Genomic DNA, 26,705 nt, shown 5'->3' with positions numbered 1-26,705 from the left:
TCGTAAAAAAGGCGGCCGATTGGCCGCCAAAGTAGAGACAACATTACCTCTGTGGCATCCGGTAGCGCACCTGCAACTGATCGAGGATCTGCAGCTGACCCGGCAGGCGGGCGGCGAAGTGCTCCCAGCCCTTGTGGGCGGGATCGCTCCAGGCCACCTCGGCCGTGGCCAGCATACGCGGGAACAACATGTAGTCGAGACGATCACGGCTGGTGATCAATTCTGACCACAAGGGGCTCAGCACCCCGAGGATGTTATCGTTGGCATGGAAATCGGCTGGGGCAGGGTCACACGAGTAGATCTGCTCCAGATTGAGGGTACCCGCCCAGTAGAGGCCGGGTTCATGAATATCGGCGCTCCAGGCGAGATCGAGATAGAGGAACTGGGCGGGCGCCATCACCACCGGATAACCGGATGCGGCCGCGTCCAGCCCAGCCTGAAAGCTGGTCCAGGCGCAGATGGCCGCTTTGCGGCTCACCTTGTCACCATGCAGGATCTCCTCCCAGCCGATCATCTGTTTGCCTCTGGCGGCCAGATAGCGCTGGCAGTGGCGCAACAGATGGCCCTGCAGTTCGCGGCAGTCGGCGTAGCCCTGCTCGGTCATCAGCTGCTGGCAGGCGGGACTGTCGGTCCAGACCCCGGTCGGCACCTCGTCACCCCCCATGTGGATCTGCGGGCCGGGGAAGAGCTCGCATACCTCGTCCAGAACGGCCTCCAGGAAGCGGTAGGTGCCGGGCAGTGCAGGATTGAGCACGTTGTCATCGAAATGCTGGACCGAGCGGTAGCGGGAGTGATCTGCCGTTTCGATCAGCAGCTCGGGCAGCGCCTTGATGGCGGCGTGACAGTGGCCCGGGATGTCGATCTCGGGAATGACGGTGATGCCGAGCTCACCGGCATAGCTCACCAGCTCCTTCACTTCGCTCTGGGTGTAGTAGCCGCCATAGGGTTCGGCACCGCCGCTGAGCTGGGGGTCGATCGCCAGATCGTGGCCGCGCCAGGCACCCACATCTGTCAGTGCCGGGAAGGCCTTGATCTCGAGTCGCCACCCCTCGTCATCGGTCAGATGCCAGTGGAAGCGGTTGAACTTGTAGAGGCTCATCAGCTTGAGCAGGCGCTTGATGGTGGCCGGAGTGTGGAAGTGGCGGGCGCAATCGAGAAAAATGCCGCGAAAGCCAAAGCGCGGGGCATCCTCCAGCGTGACGCAGGGCAGGCTCTCCCCATGTTGCAGATACCACTGGGCTAGCGTCACCAGCCCATGACACCAGCCCGCTTCGTCGGCGGCGGCAATTACCACCTCCTGCGGCGTGATGGTGAGTTGGTAGGCTTCGGGTGCCAGTTTGGCCTCGGTCAGCTGGATTTCAGCGTCATGATCCTGCTCCAGCGCCAGCGACGTCAGCTCGTTGAAGTGGGCCAGCAACTTCGGCACATCGCGGGGGGCGCTGACATGAGCCCGTTCGGCCAGCCGGAAGTTCCCCTCCAGCAGCACCAGATGGACCGGTTGCGGCACTATACCGGGCAGGGGCTCGACATCCGGCAGGTCGGGGCGGGTTACCGGCGGGTTCTCCAGTCCGAGATCCTGCGCCGCCAGCGTCACCGGCAGCAGCTGGGCACCCGTGGTCGCCTCCGGCAGGCTGAGAAAGAAGCCCTGCGGCATGTCGGAGAGCTTCTTGATGGGGGTCTGGCGGCAGCAAAAGCGCAGCTCGCAGCTGCCAGCGTTCGGGACAATCACCTTGTAGCTGCCGCTCTGGCGCTCCAGCTCGCCCCCTTGCAAGGAGTCGGGGTCGATGTGGCGAGCCAGACAGAAGTGCAGCTTCCACTTGGTATCCGGCATGCGGGAGAGGGTGAAGGTGAACCAGACATCCTCGCCGTCACGTCGGGCTACCTGGGTGTGGATCAGGGGTGTAGACATGGAAAATCCTCTGATTGGGCAAACAGGATGGCACCATCGAGCGCATCTGCCTGGGGGGGGATCAGGTTGAGCTGGCCGAGACGGGGAGCGAGGCGGGTGCCAATCCCTCCCAGCAGGGCGATCTGTCTGGCACCGAGCTGGGTCATTCCCTCCAGCAGGATCCGCAGCTGTTCGCAGGTTTCGTCCAGCAGCTGATTGGCGAGCTCGTCGCCATCGCTGGCTGCATCAAATACCCAGGGGGCAAAGTGGCCATAGTCCGCCGGAATGGCGCGGGCGGCCCAGCGAACCACCTCGGCCTGATCCCGCTTGAAGCGGTCCATCAGGCGGATGGCGAGGGTGCTGGGGGGCAGAATGCCGTCGTGGCAGAGCAGGGATTGCTGGATGGCGCGCAGCCCCAGCCAGGCGCCACTGCCTATGTCTGAAATGGGGAAGCCGCGGCCGGAACAGGTGCGGATCTGCCCCTCCTGATAGACCAGCCCCACCGAGCCGGTACCGGCGATCAGGATGGCTCCCTCCCGGCCACCAAAGGCGCCGAGGCAGGCACCGAAGGCATCGGAGGTGAGCCTGACGCTGGCGAAGGGGAAGGGCATCTCGAGCAGGGCGTGATAGCAGTCGGCCAGCTCGGCGGAGGCGAGCGCCAGCCCGACCCCCATCTGCTGTTCACTCTCGATAGCGATCCCGGCGGCAAGGCGGGCACTGGCGATGGCGGCCAGCACATTGGCGTGGGCATGGGGGATGCCCAGCTCCAGATTGGAGCCGGCCGCGCGCCCCTCTCCGAGCAGCTTGCCCGCCCGATCCCGAATGCGGGCGCGGGTGTGGGTGCCCCCGCCATCGACGCCGACCCAGAACTCAATCATGGCGACCTCCATTTCCCTGCGCACTCTGCCAAGTGATGGCCAGAGCAAACCAGGCAGCGTGGGGGATCCACTGCTCACCCCAGCGCCAGTTCTGATCCAGCCGATCCTTGTACTCCTCCGGAATAAAGGCCACCTCATTTTCGTCATCAAACCCTGAGGTGATGCCGTTGCAGATACCCCCCTGCGCATTGGGATAACCGGCGGTATAGGCGGGGTTGTTGATGCCGTGGCCAGCCAGCATGCAGGCGTTGAAGGGGTTTTGCCCGAGGATCCAGTCGAGTTGGCGCTGACCGTAAGTGATGAGCGGCTGGCTCTGGCGGGGGAAGTGACGGGCGCCAGCAAAGGCCATGGTCGCCAGAGACGCGAGGCGGGCGTTCTCCCCCTGCCACCAGTAACCGGATTCGTTGTTGTGGGGCATAAAGAAGCTGACGCGCGGCGCTTCATCCACCCCTTTCACATATTGGCGGGCGAGGGAGAAGGGGTTGCCCGCGCGGGCACAGAGCGCCAGCTCGGCGGCCAGCGCCTGCTCCACCACGGTTTGTACCCTAGCCTTGTATTCCTGATCCGGCTCTACGCCCAGATATTCCAGCAGCGCCAGCACCGGCAGACCCGCCTCAGCGGCGTGGTAGTAGGGGCGCGAGCCATCCTCGTTGGCCGACCAGTAGTGACCCAGCTCCGGATGAGGGCGCTGGCGGGCACAGAGCTTGCTGGCACGGGCTCTCGCCTCATTCAGCCACTCGGCGCCGAAAGTGCGGGTCAGCTCCACCGCTGCCAGCAGGGCGCAGTAATCGTCGATGATGTTCTCGACCCCGTCATCAAGGTAGGCAAGGTTGTGCTCACGCAGATGCAGGTAGCCGCGTTTGGCCGCCTCGGCGTAGCGGCTGGCATCGAAGTCGCCGCTGACGCTCTCGCGGGCGGCGCGGGCCAGCGCGGCGATGGCCATGCCGCCCCCTTGGCGAAAACCCGCCTGCCAGTTGGCGGACTTGAGCCCCTGTTGGGTGGCATAGGCGCACAGCTCGCGCTGGGCAGGATCCTTGCTCCACTTGTCGAACAGGGTCATGTAGAAGAAGCCCGACTCATCCTGCATCCGGCAGAGGAAATCGGCGCCGTGCAGCGCCTCGTCATTGAGCCGTTTGCAGAGGTTCACCCCGTCGATATCGCGGCGCGGGGCCAGCAGTTCCCGGCACTTGAGCAGGGCCCACACCACCATGGGGGTCTGCTGGGGGTTGAGGTAGTTGGCGTAGGAGAGGTGGCTCAGGTACTTGCTCATGTCGCCGCTGGCATCGAACCAGCCGCCGTGCACATCTTTGTGCTGGTCGGTGCCAAACAGGCGGGCGTTGCGGTCGGCCCGATCAAAGGTGCCGCTGGCGCGCTGCCCCTTGAAGTAGTGAATGACGTCGGAGAGGCAACTGCTGGCCAGCAGATCCTGGCCGATGGCAAAGCGGGTGGAGCGGACTATGCCTTGGGCAGTGATCGCCTCCAGCCGATAGTGACCGGGCTCCTTGAAGGCGGAGAAGTCGGCACACCAGTAAGCGCGGCCCTGCCAGCCGGGGACGCTGCCCGCCGGTTGCAGCGGGGTTTCAAACAGGATCTGGCCATCATCAAGGCGTTGCAGCCTGACATAGCCGCCGAGATCAGGGGCGGGGGAGGTTTGCAACAGGGCGACCTTGTGTCCGTCGCACTCGTAGCCCACCTGATTGATCAAGAGTTCCATCAAGGTATTACTCCTGTGGTTCACCGCCGGGCGGTGAGGCACATCACGGGGCTGTGGCCGCCCCGTATCGAGGCATGGCCGGACAGGGTTGTCCGGCCGGTCTAAGGCTCACCCTCACTCGTAGAGGTAGCAGCGCACGAAGTGGTTGTCGGCAAGCCGGGTGATGGGGGGCAGCGCCTCCTTGCAGCGGGGCATCGCCTGATTGCAGCGCCCGGCAAAGGGGCAACCGCAGGATTCCGGCGTCCAGAGCGGGATCTCCCCCTTGCGGCCTCCTTCCAGCTCGGCGTGGATGCTCTTCTCCGGATCGGGCACAGCCGAGATGAGCAGCTGGGTGTAGGGGTGCTGCGGGTGGTGCAGGATCTCGTCCACCTCGCCCCACTCCACCATGTGCCCCACATACATCACCGCCAGATCTTCCGCCACATAGCGGGCGGTGGCGATGTCGTGGGTGATGTAGAGCATGGAGACGCCGAGCTCGTTCTTCATCTGCTCCATCAGGTTGAGGATGCCGATGCGAATGGAGACGTCGAGCATGGAGGTGGGTTCGTCCGCCAGCACTACCTCTGCTTCCACCGCCAGATTGCGGGCGATGTTGACCCGCTGGCGCTGGCCGCCGGAGAGCTGGTGCGGATACTTGGCCGCCGTCGCCTTGGCGGGGGTCAGTCCGACCTTCTCCAGCAGTGCGTAGACCATGTCGGGCAGATCTTTCTTGTCGATCACCTTGCTGTGCAGCAGCAGGGGGCGGGCGATATGGTGGTAGATGGTGTGGGTCGGGTTGAGCGAACCGAACGGATCTTGCCACACCATCTGCACGCTCTGGCGATAGTCCAGCAGGGCGGTGCCTTTGTTGAACTCCTCCAGATCGTGGCCGCGATAGAGAATGCGCCCGGCACTGAGCTTGTACATCTTGGCGATGATCTTGGCGATGGTGCTCTTGCCGGAGCCGGACTCCCCGACCACCGCCAGGGCGCGGCCCCGGTGCAGGTTGAAGGTGATGTCGGAGAGCGCCCGCATCTTGCCACTCTTGATGGCATTGGAGTTGATGGGGAAGTCCTTGTAGAGGTGCTGGACTTCGATGATGGGTGCATCGGTTTTGGCGATTTGCATGACAGACATCCTTAACAGCCAGCGGCCTTGTCCAGATAGATCACGGAATCTTGTTGCAGTCCCTGCTCCTCATAGAGGTGGCAGGCGGTCTGTTGCCCGGGGCGGATCTCGGCCAATTTGGTGTACTCCTGACGGCAGCGATCGTGCACCTTGCCGCAGCGGGCCTGAAAGCGGCAGCCGACCGGCACCTCCAGCAGGTTGAGCGGGGTGCCCGGGATCCCCTCCAGTACCTTCTTCGGCCCGTGCAGGGGCGGGAAGGAGTTGCCCAGCCCTCTGGTATAGGGGTGCAGCGGCGCGGTCAGGATCGCCTTGGAGGGGGCGACCTCCACCAGTTCACCGGCATACATGATGCCGATGCGATCGCAGAACTCCACCATCAGGGAGAGGTCGTGGGTGATGAACAGAATGGAGAAGTTGAACTTCTCTTTCAGGGCATAGACCTTCTGCAGGATCTCCCGCTGTACCACCACATCGAGCGCCGTGGTTGGCTCATCCATGATGAGCAGCTCGGGGTTGAGCGCCATGGCGATGGCAATCACCAGCCGCTGGCGCATGCCGCCGGAGAACTGGTGCGGGTAGTCCTTGAGCCGGCTCGGGTGGATATCGACAATGGTGAGCAGCTCCTGGGCGCGCTTGATCGCCTCGTAACGGGTCATGCCGGGGTTGTGGGCCAGCAGCACGTCGCAGAACTGCTCCTCCATCCGCAACACAGGGTTCAGGGCGTTCATGGCGGACTGGAACACCACCGACACCTGTTGCCAGCGATAGGAGCGTAGCCGCTCGTCGTTGTAGTGGAGGATATTCTCCCCCTTGAACAGGATCTCGCCACCGCTGATGTAGGCGGGCGGCTTGTGCAGCCGGGCCACCGAGAAGGCGACGGTGGACTTGCCGCAGCCCGACTCACCGGCGAGACCGAAGATCTCGCCCTGTCTGATATCGAAGCTCACCGAGTTGACGGCGCGCACGTCGCCATTTTCGGTGATGTAGTCGACGCAAAGATTGCGTACTGACAGCAGGGGATGCTTGTTCATGCTGTCTTCTCCTGTGCTGTGGCAACCGGAGTGGTGACCGGCGCCGCGAGTTTCTTCCAGCGGCTCAGCCCTTTGTGGGAGCGCAGCTGCGGGTTGGCAATCTCGTCGATGGCGAAGTTGAGCAGGGCCAGACCGGCACCAAGGGTGGCGATGGCAAAGCAGGGGGCCAGGATCTCCCACCAGGCGCCGACCAGAATGGCGCTGGAAGTCTGGGCGTTGTAGAGCATGATGCCCCAGCTCACCACGGTCGGGTCGCCGAGGCCGAGGAACTCCAGGGTCGCTTCGGTGACGATGGCGTAGATGATGGAGCCGATGAAGCTCACCCCGATGATGGAGATGAGGTTGGGCAGGATCTCCACCAGAATGATGCGCCAGGCCGGCTCGCCCAGCACTTCTGCGGCGATGACGAACTCCTTCTCGCGCAGGGCCAGGGTCTGGGCACGGATGACCCGCGCGCCATAGGCCCACGAGGTCAACCCTATTATCACGGCAATCACCGCCGGTGACGCCTCCCCGATAAAGCTCGCCAGCACCAGTAGCAAGGGGAGGTTGGGGATCACCAGCACCACGTTCATCAGGAAGGTGAGGCACTCATCCACCAGACCCCCGAAGTAACCGGCGGTGATGCCGATGGCGACGGCCAGGGTGCAGACCAGCAGACCGGCACTGAAGCCCACCAGCAGCGAGATACGGGCGCCGTTGGTGAACTGGGCCCAGATGTCGTGGCCCATGCGGGTGGACCCCATCACGAACTCGGCACTGGGCGGCTGGTGGGGGCGAGCCACCCGTTTGGTCGGCTCGTTGCTGGCCAGAATGGGGGCAAAGAGGGCCATCAGTACGAAGGCAACCACGATGGCGAGGCCACAGGCAGCCTTCTTGTTGCCCAGCAGGATTTTGAGAATGGTCGGCATACGCATCTTATTTGCCTCCTGTACGCAGACGGGGATCCAGGAAGACGTAGAGCACGTCGGCCAGGAAGTTGAAGCTGAGCATGGTGATGGTCATGATGAGCAGCTGCCCCTGAATGAGCGGGTAGTCGCGGGCCAGAATGCCCTGATAGAGGGTCAGGCCCAGGCCGGGATAGTTGAAGATCACTTCGGTGATGAGGGAGCCACCGATGACGAAGCCGAGCGCCATGGAGAGGGCGGTGACGCTGGGCAGAATGGCGTTGCGGGCGCCGTAGTTGAAGATCACCCGGTTGCTGGAGAGCCCCTTGGCCTTGGCCATGGTGATGTAATCCTCGCCCAGCAGGTTGATCATGTTGTTGCGCATGGTGATGAGAAAGCCCCCCACCTGTACCACGGCCAGGGTCAGCACCGGCATGATGGCGTGAGTCATGATGCTCTTGATGTGCTCCCAGCCCCAGTCAGCCTTGATCTCCGGGCTGTAGGCGTAGCCGATGGGCAGCCACTCGAGGCTGACCCCGAACAGGAACAGGGCGAGCAGAGAGACCACCACCGGCGGAATGGCCTGCATCACCAGGGTGAGCGGGGAGAGAATGCTGTCCATCCGGCCGCCGCGATACCAGGCGGCGAAGATGCCGACGATGGAACCGATGGAGAAGCTAAGGATGGTGGAGGTGCCGACCAGAAACAGGGTCCAGCCGATGGCACGGCCCAGCACGTCAGAGACCTGCTGCGGGTAGAAGCGCACCGAGGTGCCGAGATCCCAAGTGAAGACACTCTTCACATAGGTGAGAAACTGGGTGCCGATGGGGCCGTCGACGAAGCCGAAGGTGGCTTTGAGGGCTTCCAGGGCGGCGGGTTCCATCATGGCGCCAGCGCGGGCAAACATCACGGAGACAGGATCCCCTGGCATGGCACGGGGTAACAGGAAGTTGATGGTGGCGGCTACCAGAAAGGCAACCAGATAGAAGGAAAAGCGTCTCAGTATGAATCCCATGATAGTACCTTTTACTGCAAGTCTGCCCCGCGTCGGGTATAGCTACCCCAACCCCGGCGGTGCCGGGCAAGAAGGGGATTAACGGGGAAGATGGCCCCCCGCAGGGGGCCGGGATTGTTTAGCTGTTTGGCTTGAGGGACAACACGTGCAGCAGACGCTCAGGGGTGTCCGGGTGGAGCTGAGGTTTGGCTACCGGGTTATCAGCACTGAACCAGCCGTTGAAGCGCTTGGTGCTGTACTCATACCAGGTCGGGTTGTTGAAGACCGGAATGATGGTCTGGTTGGCACCAACACGATCCTGGATGGCGAACATGATCTCCTTCTGCTTGGCCGCATCGGCGGTCTGGGTGAAGTCATCGATCAGCTTGTCGAGCTCGGGATCCTTGTAACGGGGCGCGGCGAAGCGGTTGCCACGGTCGCCCATGTTGCGGGAGTGGAACGCAGTCTCGAAGTACTTGTGCGGGTTGGCACCGGCAAAGTAACCCTGCAGGGCGACATCGAAGTCACCAGTGATCAGGTTCTCGGTCCAGACGGTCGCTTCCGGGGTGGCGGTCTTGGCGTTCAGGCCCAGCGCCTGCAGCCCTTCTACACCAATCTGAACTGTGTTGACCCAGTCGGTCCAGCCATTCGGTACCAGTACCTTGAACTCGATCTTTTTGCAGCTCGGGGTGTCGAGGAACTTGTCGCCGTCACAATCCTTGTAGCCTGCCTCTTTCAGCAGGGCCTTGGCCCCTTCCAGATCGAACTTGTTGTACTTGCCGTACTTCTTGTCCACTTCCGGGTTGTTCCAGGAGTCAAAGGCTTTGCCCAGACCTGACGGGTACTCGTTGACGGTCGGGTAGCCGTAGCCCGCGATATCCACCATGGACTGGCGGTCCATCGCCATGGAGAAGGCGCGGCGGAAGTTGATGTCGTTGAAGGCTTCGTTATTGCCCGGGTTCTTGGTCTGGAAGTTGACGTTGAACGCCACGGTACCGGAGGCCGGGAACCAGTATTTGTTGTTCTTCGGATCGTTGCCGACGTAGAGGCGCTCGATATCCGGCACGAAGGAGCCGAACCAGTCGATGTCACCCTTCATGACAGCCGCCAGCACCTGGTCGTTGGTGGCCATCTGCGGCATGCGGATACAGTCGATAGCGAGGTTGGCGTTATCCCAATAGTGCGGGTTGCGGCACTGGGTGTAGAGCTGGGCGGAGAAGTTGTCCACTTCGGTGAAGGGGCCAGTACCAACCGGCTTGTCGTTGGTGAAGGCAACCGGATCTTTCACCGATTTCCACTGATGCTCCGGCACTATGGGTACCAGCACCAGATCGTTCACCACGTTGGTGTTGACCTCGGTCAGGTCGAATTTGACCTTGTTGGGGGCCAGCTTCTCGACGCTCTTGATCTGGGTCCAGATTGAGCGCTCATCCAGCGCCTTGTTGGCCTTGACCAGATTGAAGGAGAAGATGATGTCATCGGCATCAAAGGCTTCGCCGTCAGACCACTTCACGCCGTCACGCAGATCGAAGGTGACGGATTTCAGGTCATCGCTGAACGCATAGTTGGTGGCCAGACGATAGACGGGTTTGCCCCCTTGCATATCGTTGAAGATCACCAGCGGTTCATAGATGAAGTGACGGGTGGTGTGCAGCAAGCCCGCTTGCAGGAAGGGGTTGAAGTTCTTGACCCAGGCGGTTTCCTGCTGTGCGACCATGGTCAGCACGGTTTTGTTTTCTGCGGCCATGGCGTTACCGGCGGCACCGGCAAGCATCATGGTTCCCAGCATTACAGCGGTAGAGATTTTGGATACTTTGGCAAGCATATGTTTTCCTTTCTTATTTTTTGGCATTCCCGAGGGTTCGCCTTGTTTTGTGTGAGCACCGGTTTCGCATGCTGATGAAATCGGCCCTCTGTGTTGGTCAGGTGTCTAACCTTTGTCGTTCTGTTTTCCAACGCCCTAAGCAAACCAGAATTAACAGGAAAACAACAACTATTGATTTCGTTGTTTTCGTAAAAATTGACGGTGTTACGTCAATCTCGTCAAAATGCTTTTTTATCTGTTTAGAATCATTGGTTTGCGTTATTTACTCTCGCGTAGAAAGTGGCTGTGAAAATGGCGTATATGACAAATTTGTGAATTGGATCTGCTCTCGGTTTCGGGGTCGGGCGGGGCTTTGTTTTGCATAAAAAGAAACCAGATTGCCAATTGTGATCCGGCGCCCGTTTAGGGCGCCGTGTCACGGCTTGCGGTTGGCGAGTTGACGCAGGGTCTGGGCGCTGTGCTGCAACTGCTGGCGCTGGTGGTCATTGAGCGGGCAGTGGCCCAGCACATACTCGGTGGTGGCCACGACCGTCTTCCAGCGTGGCGACTTGGGCAGGGTGTCCAGACTCAGGTATTTGTCGAGGGTGCGGGTCTGCGGGCTGGATCTGTCCATATAGACCCGCCACAGCTTGCTCTTCTCCGCCAGCACGATTTTGCCCTTGCCGGTCCCCTGCTGCCAGGCATCCAGGGTGAGCTGCATGGTCTCTACCAGCGCACGGCGCAGCGGCTCGTCATCCTGCTGGCGAATGAGGTCGTCGGCCAGCGAACGGAACTCGCCACCCAGGCGGCTCAGCTCGCCCAGCAGCTGTTCATCTTCGATGATGGCTTGCCGCGAGAGGTTCTTGAGGGCGTTCTCCAGCGCCATTACCCGGTTCTCATCCTGACGCAGCTCGGTACTCAGAGTGAGGGCGAAAGCGGCCTGTCCTCCGAGCGTGATGGGCAGGGCACGGGCGTTGAGCACATCTTTTTGACCGGCCACCAGAAACTCCAGATTGTGTTCCCGCTCGCTGGCAAGGTCGGGCCACTGCTGTTGCAGCGGGGTGGCGAGCCACTCATTGAGGGGCTGCCCCTCCATGGCTTCCAGCTCCTGCCCCAGCAGGCGCGCCAGCACCCGCGAGGCAAACAGCACTGTGCCCTGCTCGTCGATAAAGATCATGGGGTCGGCCCCTTCGCCGAGCAGGGCCAGCAGCCGCTGCTGATCCTGATGCAGTCGCTCCTGCAGGGTGAGGCGGTGCTCGATCTCCTGCTTCAATAGCCGGTTCTCTACCAGCGAGGCGCGTCCGGCCTTGGCTTCCAGCAGCGCCTTGACCCGAGCAAACAGCTCCTCCTTGCAGAAGGGTTTGACCAGATAGTCGTTGGCACCGGCCCCGAAGCCCTCCTCGATATCCTTGGGCTGGTTGAGGGCGGTGAGCAGCAGCACCGGCAGCATATCTTTCGGGTGCTGCTGGCGCAGGCGGCGGCAGACGTCAAAACCGGAGAGGGTCGGCATCATCACATCGAGCAGGATGAGGTCCACCTGCTCCTCGGCCAGCTTGGCCAGCGCATCGTGGCCGTCACTGCTGGGCAGAATGCGGTAGCCGCAGGGCTGCAGCAGATGGCGCAGGATGTGCAGGTTGATGGGCTCGTCATCCACCACCAGAATGAGCGGCGCACCCTCGGGGGGAGGGGGCAGATCGTCGCTCTTCCAGTCAGGCAGGATCAGCGGTTGCTGGCGCACCAGCTGATGCTCGATCTGGCGGCTGTCGAGAGTCAGATTGGCCGCTTTGCCGGTGGCAAGGGGCAGGGTAAAGGCGAAGGTAGAGCCAACGCTCGGCTCGCTCTCGACAAACAGCTCGCCCCCCATCAGGTGCACCAGCTGGCGGGTGATGGAGAGGCCAAGGCCGGCCCCCTGCTTGCTCACCTCCGGGCTCATCTGCACCAGCGGCTCGAAGATATGTTCGAGATGGTCGGGGGCAATGCCGATGCCGGTGTCGGTGACCTTGATGCGCAGGAAGTTGTTCTCGACGATGGCACTGAGCACCACCTTGCCCTGCGGCGTGTACTTGATGGCGTTGCCCACCAGGTTGTAGAGCACCTGTTCGAGCCGCTGCTCGTCGGCCAGCACCGGTGGCAGTTCGGCCGGGCTGATATCCACCAGAGTGAGGGGTTTGGCCTGCACCAGATGCTGGCAGAGATCCAGTACCAGCCGGATCACCCCTTTTGATGAGACGGGCTGGGAGTGGATCTCCAGCTGGCCGTAGCGCATCTGATGGTAGTCCAGCAGATCATCTACCAGACGGGCCAGGCCATCGGCGCTCTTGATGATGAGGCCGAGCTGTTTTTGCTGCCCTTCGGTCAAATCCTGCTGGCTGGCGAGCATCGACTCTGCCATCCCCTTGATGCCGTGAATGGGGGTGCGCAGCTCGTGGGAGGTGTTGGCCAGCAGTTCATCCTTGAGTTTGTCCGCCTGCTGCAGGCTGAGGTTCTGCTTGTGGGTCAGCTTGACCTGCTGTTGCAGCTCCTGGGTCTGCTGTTCGATCAGTTCGATCTTGTCCTTCACCGAGCGCTGCATATGGCGAAACGCCTCGGCCAGCCGGTCGATATCATCGCCGGTGCGCTCGATGGCGATGGGGTGGTCCAGCGCGCCGTCGGCCACCTGCTCGGCCGCTTCGGTCAGGGATCGCAGCGGCGCCGTGATGGAGTGGGAGAGCCAGCGGGAGAAGAGGATCAGCAGCAGTACCGAGCCCGCACCCAGCACAATCACCAGAGTTTCCAGCTGGCGGATGGGGGCATAGGCTTCCCGGGTGGAGATCTCGGCGATAAAGGCCCACTCGGTATCGAACACCTTCACCTGGGTGTAGGCGGCCAGCACCTCGTCATCCTGATAGGAGTGGAACAGCCCGACCCCCTGCTCGCCGGAGAGCGTCTTGGTGATGAGGGGCGTTTGCAGCGGCCGGAAATTGGGGCTGAAGCTGTTCTCGACGCTGAATTCCGGCGCCAGCCAGGCATCGGCGCGCATCCGCTTGTCGGGGCCGATCAGGATGGTTTCGCCGGTCTCGCCCAACCCCTCCCGCTCCGCCATGATCTGGTTGAGCTTGTCCGGCAGCAGCTCGAAAATCACCACACCGCGCACATAGTCGTACTGCATCACGGGGGCCGCCATGTAGGCAACCACCTGCCCGGTCAGCTCGTTGCGGCCAAAATCGGTGAACTCGAAGATCTGCTGCGGCTTCTGGCCACCATCGAGGCGGCGTTTGATCTTGGCGAAGGTCTGGCCCAAGCCACTGCCCTGATAAGGTCCGGAGAGCAGATTGGTGGCAAAGTTAGGGTGCTTGGTGACCGAATAGACCACATCACCGTTGAGGTCCACCAGAAAGATGTCGCTGTAGTTGGACTTGCGCACCATGTCGGCATAGCCGCGATGAAAGCGCTGGTGCACCCGGCCATACATCTCGTCGGCGAGGATAAGCGCCGTGATGGAGGGTTCGATCTCCACCTGACTGTCCGGTTTGCGCAGTTGATCCCAGGAGCCGGGCAGATAGCGGGCCTGGGCACGGCTGCGGGCCTCCTGCGGTGTGGTGCCCAGCTTCTCGAAGGCGCCGGTAAAGCCATAGAAACGGCCGATACTGTTGCCGGCAAAATCCTGCTGGGAGAAGTTGATGATCTGCTCTTTGAGGTTGTTGAAGTAATCCTCGAGCTGACTCTTCTTGATATTACGAACGGAGACCAGATGGTTGGAGGTCTGGGTGGTGAGATCCTTGCCGTGGCTGTATAGGAAGAAGAGGGTGATGACCAAAAAGGGCACCATGCCCAACATGAAAAAAGCCAGCATTAACTGCGGCCTGAGCCCACGAAGCGTGAAGATCCATTTCATCTTGTGATTTTCAATTGAGAATCCGGTTATTAAGCCGCTCAAGTCTCGAACGAAAGCGTAATCATTTCAACGACTTTATCCCAAATTCGCTTGGTGGGTCACAGCTGGCTGGAGAAAAATGCAGCAAGGCGTTTAAACCCTGAGCAAACAGTCTGCATCAGGGCTTAAATTGCGAAAAAGGGGTTGTGCTGGAGCTCGTGGTACGTATAATGCGCCTCGTTGTCAGGCAACTGGCACGAAAGCAGTAACGCGGGAATAGCTCAGTTGGTAGAGCACGACCTTGCCAAGGTCGGGGTCGCGAGTTCGAGTCTCGTTTCCCGCTCCAATTTTCCATCACATCAACGATGGAACTCACTTTCAAGACAATCAGTCTTGTCAGCATGGCGCGTTAGCAAAGCGGTTATGCAGCGGATTGCAAATCCGTTTAGTCCGGTTCGACTCCGGAACGTGCCTCCATATTCTCTCTGTTTATCTCAATCACCACTCTTCGAGTCTGAGCCTTGGTCAGTATCCTTGCTGTACCAGTAACTGCTCGCAGCCAGCCTGTTTCCACTCCCGCTCGAGATAGTGGCTCACATCCGCCATGTTTTGCCCCCGATATTGAAACTGCACCTCGGCGCTGTGCTGGTTGAGATCCGCAATCCGTTGCTTCAGTGTGCCGCATTGCCACAGGCTGACGGTGGGCACACCCCGTTCGGCCTGCACGATGGCATCTTCCCGATTCAGTTGCCACTCCTCCAGTTGTGCCCGTGTCAGGGCAACCATCAGCACCAGCAGTGCCACTTCCGGCAGTTTCATGCGTGTCTCCCTACTGCATGTTTTTCCCCTGATAACTGTGGCAAAGCGCACGATTTTCGCAAGTTTGTTAACTGTGGGTTAATGACGTAACCCGTTTTCAGTATTTCCCGTTTTTCACCATTTTTTTATAAAAAAATGCGTTGGTGATGTAGTAATCCTACATGGAGTGGGGTAATCTTTGCTCAGTGGTCTTACCAGTAAGGAGTTACATCATGTTTCATCCCTTTTCCCTGACTCAGATTATTCTTCGTCGCATTTATGTATTGCTGGTGGGCATTCTGGCTTTCCCCGTGATGCTGTTTCGCAGCGATCGTGCCCGCTTCTACAGCTATCTACACCGGATCTGGAATAAAACCAGCACCAAACCGGTGTGGCTCAAAATGAGCGAGCGTGGCGAGCGGATCTTCTACTAAACCCCATTCGCACCATGTGCAAAAAGAGACAGCCAAAGCTGTCTCTTTTTTTATCTGTTTGCCGCAACTCCTGCCTCCCAACACCACTCCGATTGTTTATTTCTTGTTTATTTAAAGTTACATCCAGCCCTGCCTGTTGGCGGGGCTTTTTTATGTCTGACGCATCTCTTTTGATGGAAGCAGTGAAGAAGATTAACGGGATGAAAGCACCATATGGCACTTTCCTCGCTCATTAATGGGTGGTCGTTGAGAAATTTTCAATGATGAAATAGCTTTTAAAATCAATTAATTGAGTGTCTGCCTTTGGATTTTTTAACTCTTTTTGTGTTTTTTTTGAAAGGGAATATCCCGTTTGCCGGTTCTATTGCAGGTACCCGGTTGCGACAAATCGGGGATATCAGCAACATCCAACGACATCAAAAGGAACATGAACATGAATGTTAAAAAAAGCACTGCTATCGCCTCCGCCATGACCGGTCTGCTGGCGCTGGGCGCCCAATTTATCGCGGCACCAGCAATGGCTGCCGATGAAAAGGAGAAGTGCTACGGCGTGGTCAAGGCCAGCAAAAATGACTGTGCGACCAAGAGCAGCTCCTGCGCCGGTACCGCCAAGGAAGATGCTCAGGGTGATGCCTTTGTGGTGATGCCCAAAGGGCTGTGCGAGAAGCTGGTCGGCGGTTCGCTGCAACCCAAGTAAGAGACATCGGGCAGGGGATGGCCAATGGGTCGCCCCCTGCATCTTCTCTGATTGGCGAAAGCGAGTCTTGCGATGAACCCTTTGATTGGTATCGGATTACGCACTCCCCATTACGATGAGATCCGGCAAACCCTGCCGGCAGTCGGTTGGCTGGAGGTGCACAGTGAAAATTACTTCGAACGGCACAGTCACGGTTTTCAGGTGCTCGCCGAACTGGCGCAACACTACCCCGTCAGTCTTCACGGCGTTGGCATGTCCCTCGGTTCTGCCGACCCGCTCGATCCGCACCATCTGCAGCAGTTGTCGACACTGGCCGCGGCGATCAAACCGGTACGGATCTCCGAACATCTCAGCTGGGGCAGCATTGGCGGGCGTTACTTCAACGATCTGCTGCCGGTGCCCTATACCCGCGCCTCCCTGCGCAACATGAGCGACAAGATCCAGCAGGTACAACAGACCCTGGGTTGCCGCATGTTGATTGAGAATCCCTCCTCCTATCTGCAACTGGCCGGGGAGATGAGCGAGTGGGAATTTCTGGCCGAGCTGCAGCAGCGCAGCGAGTGCGGCATCCTGCTCGACCTCAACAATCTCTATGTCAGTGCCTTCAATCACGGCTTCTCTTGCGATGAGTATCTGGCGGCGATCGATCTCGCCACCGTCGGGGAAATCCATCTGGCCGGTTATACCGAGAAGCAGCTGCCGGAAGGCTCTCTCTATATCGACACCCACAGCGCCCCTGTGGTGGCACCGGTCTGGGAACTCTATCGCCAGATCTGCCGCAAGCAGGCCATTCCGACCCTGATTGAGTGGGACCTCGAGATCCCGCTGCTGCCGGTCTTGCTGGCAGAGGCGGCGCAGGCCAGTGCCATTCTGGATGAGGCGCGTGCCATGAGTGCACCACGGGAGGTGGCCCATGGCTGAACTGACACAGCTGCAACAGCATTTTGCCGATGGTCTGCTGGGGGCGCCTGACGCTATTGCCCCTCACATCAGCTCCCGGCTCTTTTCTGCCGAATCTGTGCTGCAGGTCTATCGCAACCACTTCATCCTGAGCCTTGGCGAGGTGCTGGCGAGCAGTTATCCCGCCGTCAAGGCTATGGTCGGGGAGGACTTTTTTGCAGCGGCGGCCCGTGGCTTCGTATTGGCCGAGCCGCTCAGGGAAGGGAGCGTCATGCACTATGGCGCCGGATTTGGCCAATGGTTGGCCCGCTTGCCGACTACAACCGGACTGCCCTGGCTGGAGGAGCTGGCTCAGTTCGAATGGCAGCTTGAGCGTGCCAGTCTGCTGCCGCTGGAATCACGCTGCTGGCCAGCCGAGCGTCTGGCCGCATTATCGCCGCAACAATGGGAGCGGCTGCGGCTGTTGCCAGCCACGGATCTGCTGCTGGTTGCCAGCGATTATCCGGTGCAGGCCCTGTGGCAGATGGCGCTGCACGGTGGTGAAGCGGTGGAGGTGCTTGATGCCCCCGTCTGGCTGGCATTGAAGAAACAGCCGGATTGCCGGGTTGCCCCCTTGCCCCTGACTGCGGGTGAGTGGGCGCTGCTACAGGGTTTTCTCGCTGGTACGGCGCTGGTCGATCTGCTGGCGGCCGACCCTGCGGCCAGAGAACATCTCACTCGCCTGATAACCCTTGGCCTGCTGGTGGATATGGAGGTGATGCCATGATGGCAAATAAATGGCTGGCGCTGGCCAGCTCAAGTGGTGATTTGCCGCGCTGGAGCAGTGCCGGTGTCCTGTTGCTGGCGCGGCTTTGGGTCGCCTCGGTTTTTTTCACTTCAGGCTGGCTCAAGCTGACGGAGTGGGATTCCACTCTCTATCTGTTTGAATCCGAGTATCAGGTGCCCCTGCTGCCCTGGTTGTGGGCTGCTTATCTGGGTACGGCGATCGAGTTGTTGCTGCCGCTCTTCCTGCTGGCGGGGCTTTTTACTCGCCCGGCCGCCTTGCTGCTGTTTGGCTTCAATATCATGGCGGTGATCTCCTACCCGACCCTCTGGGCGGGTGGCTTTTACGATCACCAGTTGTGGGGCTGGATGCTGCTGACCCTGATCATCTGGGGCGGCGGTGTGCTGAGCCTGGATCACTGGCTGACACGTCGCAGCCATTGATTTATCAGTGATTTCCCCAATGACAAAGAGCGCCACAAGGCGCTCTTTGTCATAATGACGACCGGCGAAATTTCCCATGAGAGAAAAGGAGCAACCCATGATCATTCGTCAGGCAAGGGCCGCAGATATTCCCGCACTGGTGGCGTTGCGCATGGAGCTGTTTTGTGAGGTCGGTGAGCTGGTGACGCAGCAGGCAGACCCGGCCTTGTGGCAGGCCACCCTTGACTATTTCACCCGGGCGATGAGTGAAGAGAGTGCTTTATCCTGGCTGGCTGAGGCCGATACGCAGGAGGGCGGCAAACAGATCGTGGCGGCCGGGACGCTGGCATTGTTTGAACGGCCGCCCTATCCCGGCAATCTGGCGGGGGGGGAGGGGTATCTGCTCAATATGTATACGCGGCCACAATGGCGCCAGCAGGGGATCGCCACGGCGCTGCTCGATGCCATTACAGCCTTCGCCAGATCGCGTCAGCTGGGCAAGGTGTGGCTCCATGCCAGCGAGCAGGGGCGCCCTCTCTATGAGCGGATCGGCTTTGTCGCCAATCCGGCCTATCTGGAGTGGCAACCGGCGGTGGAGTAAGGGTTGCAGCTCTGCATGAGTGGCGTTTGGTCGGTGAATTTGATTTACAGCAATAAATATGGCGTCAGATGGGATCGCGGCAAAGCCGCCAACTATGCTGATGGAGCACGCCACCATTATCTTATTGATCCACTGCGTGGTTTGGCCATGGTGGGTGCCAGTCTGGAGGATACGCTTCGATGTTCAATAGCAAACTGAAAGCCGAGTTGCAGCAGTGCCAGGATCAACTTCTGGAACAGCAGGGATTTTTTGACGCAGTGCACGGCAGCGTGGCGACCATCACCTTTACGCCGGATGGCACTGTGCTGGCCGCCAATGATCTCTTTCTCAACGTGGTGGGCTTCAGTGCGCCCGAGGTTATCGGCCAGCATCACCGTATCTTTTGCGACAAGCTCTATGCCCAGAGCAGCGACTATCAGCAGTTTTGGGCGGATCTGAAGCAGGGGCGCTCCCGTACCGGGGTGTTCCAGCGCTTCAACAAACGGGGCGAGGCGATCTGGCTGGAAGCGACCTATTTTCCGGTCAAGTTGCGGGGCGTGGTGACCAAGGTGATCAAGATCGCGGCCGATATTACCGAGCACCACCTGCAACTGCTCAGCCAGCAGGCGGTGGTGACGGCGCTGGATCGGTCGCTGGCGGTCATCGAGTTCACCCCCGGCGGGGAGGTGATTGCTGCCAACGGCAATTTCCTCCATACCATGGGCTATACCCTGGCTCAGGTGCAGGGCAAGCATCACCGCATCTTCTGCGACGATCAGTTCTATCGAGACCAGCCCCACTTCTGGGATGAGCTGGGCCGTGGTCAGTTCAAGTCCGGTCTCTTCTGTCGTCAGAACAGTCACGGTAGCAAGGTGTGGCTGGAGGCGACCTACAACCCGATCCTTGATGAGCATCGCAAGGTGGTGAAGGTGATCAAGTTCGCCAGCGACATCACCGAGCGGATCAACAAGAGCGATGCGGTGCGGGAAGCGGCCATGTTGGCCCACGATGCGGCCCGGGAGACCCTGAACTGCGCCGAGCGTGGCGCGGGTCTGCTCTCCTCGGTGGTCGATACCTCCAGCCTGATTGCCAGCCAGCTGACTCACAGCATCGGCCTTATCAATCAGCTCAACGAGCAGTCGCGCAGTATCGAGGCGATCGTCTCCACCATCAGCAGCATCGCCGACCAGACCAATCTGCTGGCCCTTAACGCAGCCATTGAGGCGGCGCGGGCGGGGGATCAGGGGCGTGGTTTTGCGGTGGTGGCCGACGAGGTTCGCCAGCTGGCGGCCCGCACGTCTCTCTCTACCGACGAGATTGCCAAGGTGGTACAAAATAACCGGGAGCTGACCGCCAAGGTCACCTCCGAGATGTCCGACGTCGCCAGCAGCGCCGAGCTGGGTAAACAGCAGGTGGGTGAGGTGAACGAGGTGATGAGCGACATCCGCCGGGAGGCGAACAACGTCTCCAGCACCGTCTCTGATCTGGCGATTTGAACCCCCGGACTTCCTGTCATGCCGGGGCATTGACTCATATTTGAGCAGTCAGTGCCCCAATCTGAACCCCTCCTGTATCGTCCCGCCATTGTGAATTGTCCTCTTATGGCCCCTTGATTAGGCTTGCCGCCTCATTTATTTCAGAGCAGGAACAGAACACGATGGCATTACAACAGAAGGGGCGGGCAATGGCCCTGCTGGTTATGGTCGCGAGCATGGGTCTGGGCGGCTGTATGGGGCAGATGGGGCTTTCCGGCATGGTCACCAAGGGCAACCTGAGCGTGGTGGATAACCGCTACGCTCGTGCCGGGGTCTTTATGCTGCTCTCCCCTGTCTACGGTCTGGCCGCGACCGCTGACCTGTTTGTGTTCAATACCATCGAGTTCTGGTCTGGCAAGAACCCCATCACCGGCAAATCTCCGGCTGTGGTGGACATGAAAGCCAATCCGGTGATCAAGGTGAACCAGCATCTGGATCCGGCCCTCAAGAAGGTGCCGCTGGCCATGCTGCCACAAGGGGTGCGCGAGGTAGAGATCAGCTACCCGGACGAGCATACCGCCCAGATGGAGGTGCACTATCTGGATGGTCGCCGCAGCATGATGCGTGGCGAGAAGCGTGGCGAGTTGATGGATATCTACTTCGATGGCCGATTTGTCTCTACCCTGAGCCGCGTAGAGCTGGAAGAGCGGGCGAATCAGGGCAAGGCTGCTGCCTAAATTCAACTGAATCCAGATCGTTCCAGCTTCAGATGGGGTATACCTAATCTGCTGGCAAAATCGCCATGATGTCTAAGGGAGTAGACTATGACGGTGAATGGATTGCGATTGGCGGAGTTGATTGGTTCCCTCAGTCATGCGCTCGACATGACCGAGGGGCAACCAAGAGGACACTGCATTCGTTGCTGCTGGATAGGTTCCCGTCTGGGGGAGCGGCTGGGACTGGACGCCCGGCTGCGCCATGATCTCTACTACACGCTCCTGCTTAAAGATCTTGGGTGCAGCAGCAATGCCGCCCGCATCTGCGAGCTCTATCTCACCGACGATCTTCACTTCAAACGCGATTTCAAACTGGTGGATGGCTCCCTCTCCGAGGTAGTCAACTTTGTGCTGGGCCACACCGGCTTGCAGGCGGATCTGCTGGGACGTTTTCGCAGCCTGTTTCATATCTTTCGCAACGGCGACCAGATTGCCAACGAACTGATCCAGACCCGCTGTCATCGGGGGGCGGATATTGCTCGCCAGCTCCGTTTCAGTGACGAGGTAGCCGATGGCATCCTCTCCCTTGATGAACACTGGAATGGCAAAGGTCGGCCCCTGCAACTGGCAGGCGAGGCGATCCCGCTCTTCTCCCGTATTGCCCTGCTCTGTCAGGTGGTGGATGTGTTTCACGCGGCCGCAGGTCCGGATGCGGCGTTCAAGGAGCTGCGCGAGCGCAGCGGCAGCTGGTTTGATCCGGCGCTGGTTCGCGAATTTGAAGCGCTGGCCGACGAGGCGTTCTGGCAAGGACTGGCCGATCCCCGACTGACCGAGTGGGTGCTGGTCCACCCGGCCGGGCAAGGGGAGGTAGCGCTGGATGAGGATTATCTGGATGAAATCGCGGCGGCCTTCGGGCAGGTGGTGGACTCCAAAAGTCCCTACACCGCCGGTCACAGCGGCAGGGTGGCGCTCTATACCGATATTCTTGCCACCCAGATGGGGTTGTCCGAGTCGCGTCGACGCTGGCTCAAGCGGGGCGCCCTGCTCCATGACGTGGGCAAGCTCGGGGTGAGCAACGCCATTCTCGACAAACCGGGCAAGCTCGATGCGCAGGAGTGGGCGGCGGTGCAGATGCATGCCGCCTACACCGAGGAGATCCTGAGCCGTATCGGTGCCTTCGAGGAGCTGGCGCAAGTGGCGGGAGCCCACCATGAGCGGCTCGATGGCAAGGGCTACCCCAAGGGACTGAAGGGGGACGAGATTACCCTTGAGACGCGCATCATTACCACAGCCGACATCTTCGATGCCATCACCGCCAAGCGCCCCTATCGCGGCGCCATCCCTGTGCCGCAGGCGCTGGAGATGATGGCGGAGAATCTGGGCACCGCTATAGACCCCGACTGTTTTGCCGCCCTGCAGGCGGGTATTCAGGATTTCTCCCTCTACCTCACCACCGAGCAGCCGCTGGCCAATGCCAGTTAAGATTTGCTGCCTTCATGGCCCAAACGGCCAGTCAGACAGCAAAACGCCCCGCAACTGCGGGGCGTTTTGCATTGGGTCTAGTCCGGCTGCTTGCGATGGGGCGGGGTGAGGATCAGTCCCAGCAGGCGGCGCAGGTGGGTGAGCTGTTCGGTCAGCTGGACGTTGAGCCAGAGGTAGCCATTGATGGCTGCCTCTGCGTTGGGCGGCAGCGATACCTGGGTCGCCACCTCGTGCAGGCGGGCGATGGCGGCATCGGCCCCGCGACCGTCACCGGTTTGCATCATCAGGGCAAGCTGGTTGATCGCCTCCTCGGTGGCCAGATGGCAGGCTTGCAGCGCAGCCGTGCTCTGCATCAGGAAGTGGCTCTCCCGATCGTTCCAGTAGGTGTTGGCCAGCATCTCCAGAGTACAGAGGGTGTTGCGCATGGTGACCTGCACCGCATCAAACAGGGCGACGCTGTGGCGCGTCTCCTTGGCCGCAGGGGCCAGCAGGGCCCGCAGTTTGCCGGTCTGTGCCAGCAGCTGGGAGAGATTGTGCTTGAGGCGCGGGCGCTCCAGCACATTGGGGGAGAGGTGAGTGTGATAGAGCCGCCCCGACTGCTGCAGGATCTGGTGCAGTTGCAGCCGCCAGTGGCTGTAGGCCCGCTGGGGATAGATGCTGCAAAAGAGCAGCGCCAGCAGGGAGCCCAGTATCACGTCGGCACTGCGCCACAGCGCCGTCTCTATATCCCCCGGCATGGCCCCCATGGTGACTCCCAGGGTGATGCCGATCAGCAGCCCCACATAGGGGCGCTTGCCGAGGGCCAGATAGCCGCAGAGAAACATGATGCATCCGCACCAGATCAGGGTAAGCGGTAGCGAGTAGATCTCGAGATAAAGCGCCACCACCCCGCAACTGGCGCCGAAGATGGTGCCCACCACCCGCTGCAGGGCGCGGGAGAGCACATTGCCCCAAAACGAGATGGGGCCCATCACCACCACCAAGGTTATCAGCGGCCAGGTGCTCTCCGGCAGTTTCAGCTCGCGGGTCAGCAGAAAGGTGAGCATAAAAGCGAGCGCAATGCGCAGGCCATGGACGATCCGGTAGCGGCCATAGACCAGCAGATCGAGTCGGGAGAGGGGGGCATCAAGACGCACGGTCTGCCTCCTGTCAGGTGGGGGACGGGGCGCCGTGCATCCGGCCGACGCCCCGTCGGGATTTAGGCCAGTCGTCCCTGCAGGGGGTGGATCCAGACCCGCCCGCCAACGGCGATCCCGGGTTGATCCGGTACGATTTCGATCAGGCAGTTGGCATCGGCCATGGAGCTGAGAATGCCGGAGCCCTGTGGCCCTGTGGTGCGCACCCTCAGCTGGCCGTTACGGTCCTGATGAAAGATGCCGCGCAGAAACTCGGTGCGCCCCGGGCGGCTCTTCATCTTCTCGTCCGCCAGAGCCGAGAGACGCAGCGGCTGCCACCGCTTGCCTTGCAAGCGGGCGATGGCGGGCTCGACAAATTGCAGCACGCAGATCATCGCCGCTACCGGATTGCCCGGCAGGCCGAAGAAGGGGGTCTGCCCCAGCTTGCCAAAGGCGAGCGGGCGGCCCGGCCGCATCTGGATGCGCCAGAAATCGATCTGGCCCAGCTCCGCCAGCACCAGCTTGATAAAGTCGGCGTTGCCCACCGAGACCCCACCCGAGCTCAACACCAGATCGGCGCTGGCGGCGGCCTGCTCCAGCTGCTGGCGCAGGATGGTCTTGTCATCGGGAATGATGCCAAGGTCCATCACCTCGCAACCGGCGGCGCGGATAAGGGCCATCAGGGTGAAGCGATTGCTGTCGAAGATGTGGCCGGGGGCGAGCTGCTCGCCCGGCGCCTGCACCTCGTCACCGGTACTGAACAGCGCCACTTTCAGCGGGGTGCGCACTGTGAGACTGGCTTGACCGAGTGATGCCGCCAGCCCCAGCTGGGGGGCACCCAGCCAGGTACCGGCCGGGATGGCGACTGCGCCCTTGGCGAGATCTTCACCGGCCAGGCGCACATTCTGTCCCGCCCGGATCGGTGCGGTGACGGTGACCCACTCACCTTCAATATGCGTCTCTTCCCGCATCACCACGGTATCCACACCGGGGGGCAGCGGGGCGCCGGTCATGATCTGCACCGCCTGACCGGCCAGCACAGGCTCGTGGCGCTGCTGGCCTGCCAGCACTTCCCCCACCAGTTGCCAGCGACCGGTGGCGAGATCGTCGCTGCGAAGGCCAATGCCATCCATCGCCGAGTTGGCGTGGGGGGGCACATTGATGGGGCTTATCAGATCGGCGGCCAGCACGGCGCCGTGGCACTGGGCCAGCGGTTTTTCGGAGCAGGCCGTGCTCGGGGTGAGGGCCGCCAGAATGGCATTGCGGGCCGCTTCGACCGAGAGAAAGCCCTTGCCTGCTTCAGGCTCCTTGCTCTGGCAGCTGTCAAGCCAGCGGCAGACGAAGTCGGTGATAGCCTCAAGGTTGTTGATATCGAGTTGCGGCAGGGTGGTCTCTGCGGGCTGGTCGCTGGCCAGCGCGATGATGTCGCTGTCTTCGGGGAAGAGCAGCGGCTTGCCAATCTCGGCGCGGTGCAGCTCGATTTTCGGGAAGTGTTCGTGCTTGAACCCCTCGACCAAGAGCAGATCGAGCTCTGTCTGATCGAAGCTGGCCAGCAGTTGGCGAAAGTCGGCTTCGGCCAGTTCGGTCTCGCCGTGCGTTGTTTCAGTAATGCGAGCATGACGACGGCGGGAGGCAACTATCATCTGCTTGGCACCCGCCTTGCGTAGGCGATAGCTGTCCTTGCCCGGCTGGTCGATATCAAAGTCGTGGTGGGCGTGCTTGAGCACCCCGATACGCAGGCCGCGATCCACCAGCAGGGGGATCAACTGCTCCAACAAGGTGGTCTTGCCGGTGCCGCTCCAGGCGGCGAAGCCGAGCAGGGGAAGAGTGGGGGCCGGGGTCATGAGGTGACTCCTTGTTGGGGGTCGATAGCCGAGGCAAGCAGACGGGCCTCGTAGGCAGCCAGCTCGGCAGGGCTATTGAGATTGATAAAGGCATCCGGCTGATCGGCAAAGCTCACCACCGCCATATGGTGGCGGGCAAACCAGATATCGATTTTGCGCTCTCCCTCTGCCAGCGCGGCGGTGAGGGAGGGGAGCAGGGATTTGTGCAGCAGGGCCACCACGGGTTGCAGCCAGTCGCCATCGTGGGCTACCACCAGCTCGGTATCCGGGGTCAGGGCGGCGCGAAAGCGGCTCATCAGATCCAGCGGCAGGGCGGGGCCATCGCAGGGAACGAACAGCACCCAGTCGTGACGGGCGGCGGCAAGGCCCGCCTGCATGCCCGCCAGCGGGCCGAGATAGTCGTTGTTGTCATCGCTGATGACCGGGGCCAGCGCCTGATAGCGGGCCTGACTGCGGTTGGCGTTGATCAGCACCTCATCCACCTGGGGGCGCAGCCGTGCCAGAACGTGGTCGATAAGAGGGCGTCCCGCCAGTGCTACCCATCCCTTGTCTTCGCCCCCCATGCGGGTGGCGCGGCCTCCTGCCAGGATCACTGCTGATACGGCAACGGCATCAGAGTGGCTGTCGCTTTTTGAAGTCATGTCGCTCGATGATTTTTAAAGGGGTCGTCTCTTGCAGCTGGCCACGGGCGAGGGTCCATTGCCGCTCGCACAGGTCGGTCAGGGCGTTGCTCTGGTGGCTGATGACGACCAGGCCGCTGCCATGTTCCCGCAGATCTTGCGCCAATGCGGCCATCAGGGCAACCGAATGTGTGTCGAGATTGGCGGTGGGCTCATCCATCAGCAGAAAGGCCGGTTGCAGCGCCCAGGCGCGCGCCATCGCCAGCCGTTGCCGTTCGCCACCGGACAAAATGCTGATGTGCTCCCGCGCCAGCCCCTCCAGCTCGACCCGGCGCAGCGCCTCGAACACCCGGATCTCGCTGCCGAGCTGTTTATCGAGCGCCCAGGCCACGTTGTCGTGCACCGTGCGATCGAACAGATAGGGGGTCTGGTGCAGATAGGTGACCCGGCCCGGCCCCAGATCCCGCTTGAGCAGCCGGTTGAGCCGCTGTTGCCAGCGCCCCGGCAGATTGGTGTGGCCGCGGGTGGGGGCCAGCAGCCCTGCCAGGATTTTGAGCAAGGTGGTCTTGCCCACCCCGTTGGCTCCATGCAGCCAGATGGCATCCCCCGGTGCGATGGCGAGCCGGTCAATCTCGAACAGCTGGCGCTCGCCAAAGCGCATCGTCAGCTGGTGGGCGGTCAGGGCCATGGGGTACTCCTGTTG

Annotated in this window: 23 protein-coding genes and 2 tRNA genes; 11 read left to right on the top strand and 14 right to left on the bottom strand. The window is 61.0% G+C overall.

All coding sequences use genetic code 11. The annotated features are described in order from the left end of the window. Window positions 1–43: 43 nt before the first annotated feature. The 9 genes from I6L34_RS04790 to I6L34_RS04750 all read right to left on the bottom strand — a co-directional run bounded on the left by I6L34_RS04790 (window position 44) and on the right by I6L34_RS04750 (window position 14,177). On the bottom strand, window positions 44–1,909 hold the full coding sequence (locus I6L34_RS04790) for a beta-N-acetylhexosaminidase (RefSeq protein ID WP_216955946.1): 1,866 nt from the start codon (window positions 1,907–1,909) through the stop codon (window positions 44–46). Continuing rightward, complete coding sequence (locus I6L34_RS04785) at window positions 1,894–2,766, bottom strand: BadF/BadG/BcrA/BcrD ATPase family protein (protein WP_005347722.1); 873 nt, start codon at window positions 2,764–2,766, stop codon at window positions 1,894–1,896. Before I6L34_RS04785 ends, I6L34_RS04790 begins: the two co-directional genes overlap by 16 nt. After that, entirely contained in the window at window positions 2,759–4,480 is a 1,722-nt protein-coding gene (locus I6L34_RS04780) for a glycoside hydrolase family 9 protein (protein WP_216956892.1), read from the bottom strand. Before I6L34_RS04780 ends, I6L34_RS04785 begins: the two co-directional genes overlap by 8 nt. A 114-nt stretch (window positions 4,481–4,594) precedes the next feature. Further along, window positions 4,595–5,587, bottom strand: a complete 993-nt coding sequence (locus tag I6L34_RS04775) for an ABC transporter ATP-binding protein (RefSeq protein WP_216955943.1) — start codon at window positions 5,585–5,587, stop codon at window positions 4,595–4,597. Window positions 5,588–5,598: 11 nt separating this feature from the next. After that, complete coding sequence (locus I6L34_RS04770; RefSeq protein WP_019446723.1) at window positions 5,599–6,618, bottom strand: ABC transporter ATP-binding protein; 1,020 nt, start codon at window positions 6,616–6,618, stop codon at window positions 5,599–5,601. Continuing rightward, the gene (locus I6L34_RS04765) at window positions 6,615–7,535 is read right to left on the bottom strand and encodes an ABC transporter permease (protein ID WP_005347708.1); all 921 of its coding nucleotides are present in this window, start codon (window positions 7,533–7,535) and stop codon (window positions 6,615–6,617) included. The genes I6L34_RS04770 and I6L34_RS04765 overlap by 4 nt, the downstream gene beginning before the upstream one ends. 1 nt (window position 7,536) lies before the next feature. Then, window positions 7,537–8,520: an ABC transporter permease gene (locus I6L34_RS04760; protein WP_005353818.1), complete on the bottom strand. Its 984-nt coding sequence runs from the start codon at window positions 8,518–8,520 to the stop codon at window positions 7,537–7,539. 118 nt (window positions 8,521–8,638) lie between these two features. Next, on the bottom strand, window positions 8,639–10,324 hold the full coding sequence (locus I6L34_RS04755; RefSeq protein ID WP_005353816.1) for an ABC transporter substrate-binding protein: 1,686 nt from the start codon (window positions 10,322–10,324) through the stop codon (window positions 8,639–8,641). A gap of 415 nt (window positions 10,325–10,739) precedes the next feature. Then, window positions 10,740–14,177, bottom strand: coding sequence for an ATP-binding protein (locus tag I6L34_RS04750; protein ID WP_216955941.1), 3,438 nt, complete (start codon window positions 14,175–14,177; stop codon window positions 10,740–10,742). A gap of 249 nt (window positions 14,178–14,426) precedes the next feature. On the opposite strand from I6L34_RS04750, the gene I6L34_RS04745 reads away from it, so the two are divergent. Both I6L34_RS04745 and I6L34_RS04740 read left to right on the top strand, forming a co-directional pair. Next, window positions 14,427–14,502 (top strand) — tRNA-Gly (locus I6L34_RS04745). A gap of 57 nt (window positions 14,503–14,559) precedes the next feature. Further along, window positions 14,560–14,633, top strand: a tRNA-Cys gene (locus tag I6L34_RS04740). Window positions 14,634–14,681: 48 nt separating this feature from the next. Here the strand turns inward: I6L34_RS04740 and I6L34_RS04735 are convergent. Continuing rightward, complete coding sequence (locus tag I6L34_RS04735; protein ID WP_216955938.1) at window positions 14,682–14,975, bottom strand: hypothetical protein; 294 nt, start codon at window positions 14,973–14,975, stop codon at window positions 14,682–14,684. 212 nt (window positions 14,976–15,187) lie between these two features. Between I6L34_RS04735 and I6L34_RS04730 the strand changes: the two genes are divergently transcribed. From I6L34_RS04730 to I6L34_RS04690, 9 genes are all read left to right on the top strand, one after another. Further along, window positions 15,188–15,388 (top strand): YbfA family protein, encoded by a 201-nt coding sequence (locus I6L34_RS04730; RefSeq protein WP_005334863.1) that lies wholly within the window; start codon window positions 15,188–15,190, stop codon window positions 15,386–15,388. Window positions 15,389–15,821: 433 nt separating this feature from the next. Further along, the gene (locus I6L34_RS04725) at window positions 15,822–16,085 is read left to right on the top strand and encodes a DUF2282 domain-containing protein (RefSeq protein WP_005334862.1); all 264 of its coding nucleotides are present in this window, start codon (window positions 15,822–15,824) and stop codon (window positions 16,083–16,085) included. A gap of 72 nt (window positions 16,086–16,157) precedes the next feature. After that, a complete protein-coding gene (locus I6L34_RS04720) occupies window positions 16,158–17,006 on the top strand; it encodes a DUF692 domain-containing protein (RefSeq protein ID WP_058055700.1) in 849 nt (282 codons plus the stop codon). After that, a complete protein-coding gene (locus tag I6L34_RS04715) occupies window positions 16,999–17,751 on the top strand; it encodes a DNA-binding domain-containing protein (RefSeq protein WP_216955935.1) in 753 nt (250 codons plus the stop codon). Before I6L34_RS04720 ends, I6L34_RS04715 begins: the two co-directional genes overlap by 8 nt. Continuing rightward, complete coding sequence (locus I6L34_RS04710) at window positions 17,748–18,191, top strand: DoxX family protein (protein WP_058055702.1); 444 nt, start codon at window positions 17,748–17,750, stop codon at window positions 18,189–18,191. Before I6L34_RS04715 ends, I6L34_RS04710 begins: the two co-directional genes overlap by 4 nt. A 97-nt stretch (window positions 18,192–18,288) precedes the next feature. After that, on the top strand, window positions 18,289–18,771 hold the full coding sequence (locus I6L34_RS04705; RefSeq protein ID WP_216955932.1) for a GNAT family N-acetyltransferase: 483 nt from the start codon (window positions 18,289–18,291) through the stop codon (window positions 18,769–18,771). 179 nt (window positions 18,772–18,950) lie between these two features. Continuing rightward, window positions 18,951–20,246, top strand: a complete 1,296-nt coding sequence (locus tag I6L34_RS04700; protein WP_058055704.1) for a PAS domain-containing methyl-accepting chemotaxis protein — start codon at window positions 18,951–18,953, stop codon at window positions 20,244–20,246. A gap of 161 nt (window positions 20,247–20,407) precedes the next feature. Beyond that, window positions 20,408–20,962 carry a DUF3332 domain-containing protein gene (locus tag I6L34_RS04695; protein ID WP_216955929.1) on the top strand — a complete coding sequence of 185 codons (555 nt, stop codon included), beginning with the start codon at window positions 20,408–20,410 and terminating at the stop codon, window positions 20,960–20,962. 87 nt (window positions 20,963–21,049) lie between these two features. Then, complete coding sequence (locus I6L34_RS04690) at window positions 21,050–22,423, top strand: HD-GYP domain-containing protein (RefSeq protein WP_058055706.1); 1,374 nt, start codon at window positions 21,050–21,052, stop codon at window positions 22,421–22,423. Window positions 22,424–22,500: 77 nt separating this feature from the next. Here the strand turns inward: I6L34_RS04690 and I6L34_RS04685 are convergent, their stop codons facing one another. The 4 genes from I6L34_RS04685 to I6L34_RS04670 form a co-directional block, all read right to left on the bottom strand. Then, on the bottom strand, window positions 22,501–23,559 hold the full coding sequence (locus I6L34_RS04685) for an FUSC family protein (protein WP_042054492.1): 1,059 nt from the start codon (window positions 23,557–23,559) through the stop codon (window positions 22,501–22,503). 62 nt (window positions 23,560–23,621) lie between these two features. Beyond that, window positions 23,622–25,382: a bifunctional molybdopterin-guanine dinucleotide biosynthesis adaptor protein MobB/molybdopterin molybdotransferase MoeA gene (locus tag I6L34_RS04680; protein ID WP_216955926.1), complete on the bottom strand. Its 1,761-nt coding sequence runs from the start codon at window positions 25,380–25,382 to the stop codon at window positions 23,622–23,624. Beyond that, entirely contained in the window at window positions 25,379–26,023 is a 645-nt protein-coding gene (mobA, locus tag I6L34_RS04675; RefSeq protein ID WP_216955923.1) for a molybdenum cofactor guanylyltransferase MobA, read from the bottom strand. The genes I6L34_RS04680 and mobA overlap by 4 nt, the downstream gene beginning before the upstream one ends. Then, window positions 25,995–26,690: an energy-coupling factor ABC transporter ATP-binding protein gene (locus I6L34_RS04670; RefSeq protein ID WP_005362120.1), complete on the bottom strand. Its 696-nt coding sequence runs from the start codon at window positions 26,688–26,690 to the stop codon at window positions 25,995–25,997. Before I6L34_RS04670 ends, mobA begins: the two co-directional genes overlap by 29 nt. Window positions 26,691–26,705: the final 15 nt, after the last annotated feature.

This window comes from Aeromonas sp. FDAARGOS 1404 (genome assembly GCF_019047085.1).
Lineage (GTDB): Bacteria > Pseudomonadota > Gammaproteobacteria > Enterobacterales > Aeromonadaceae > Aeromonas > Aeromonas veronii.
The sequence above is the reverse complement of the archived record's forward strand: the minus strand, read 5'-3'. Positions and strand labels throughout refer to the sequence as shown.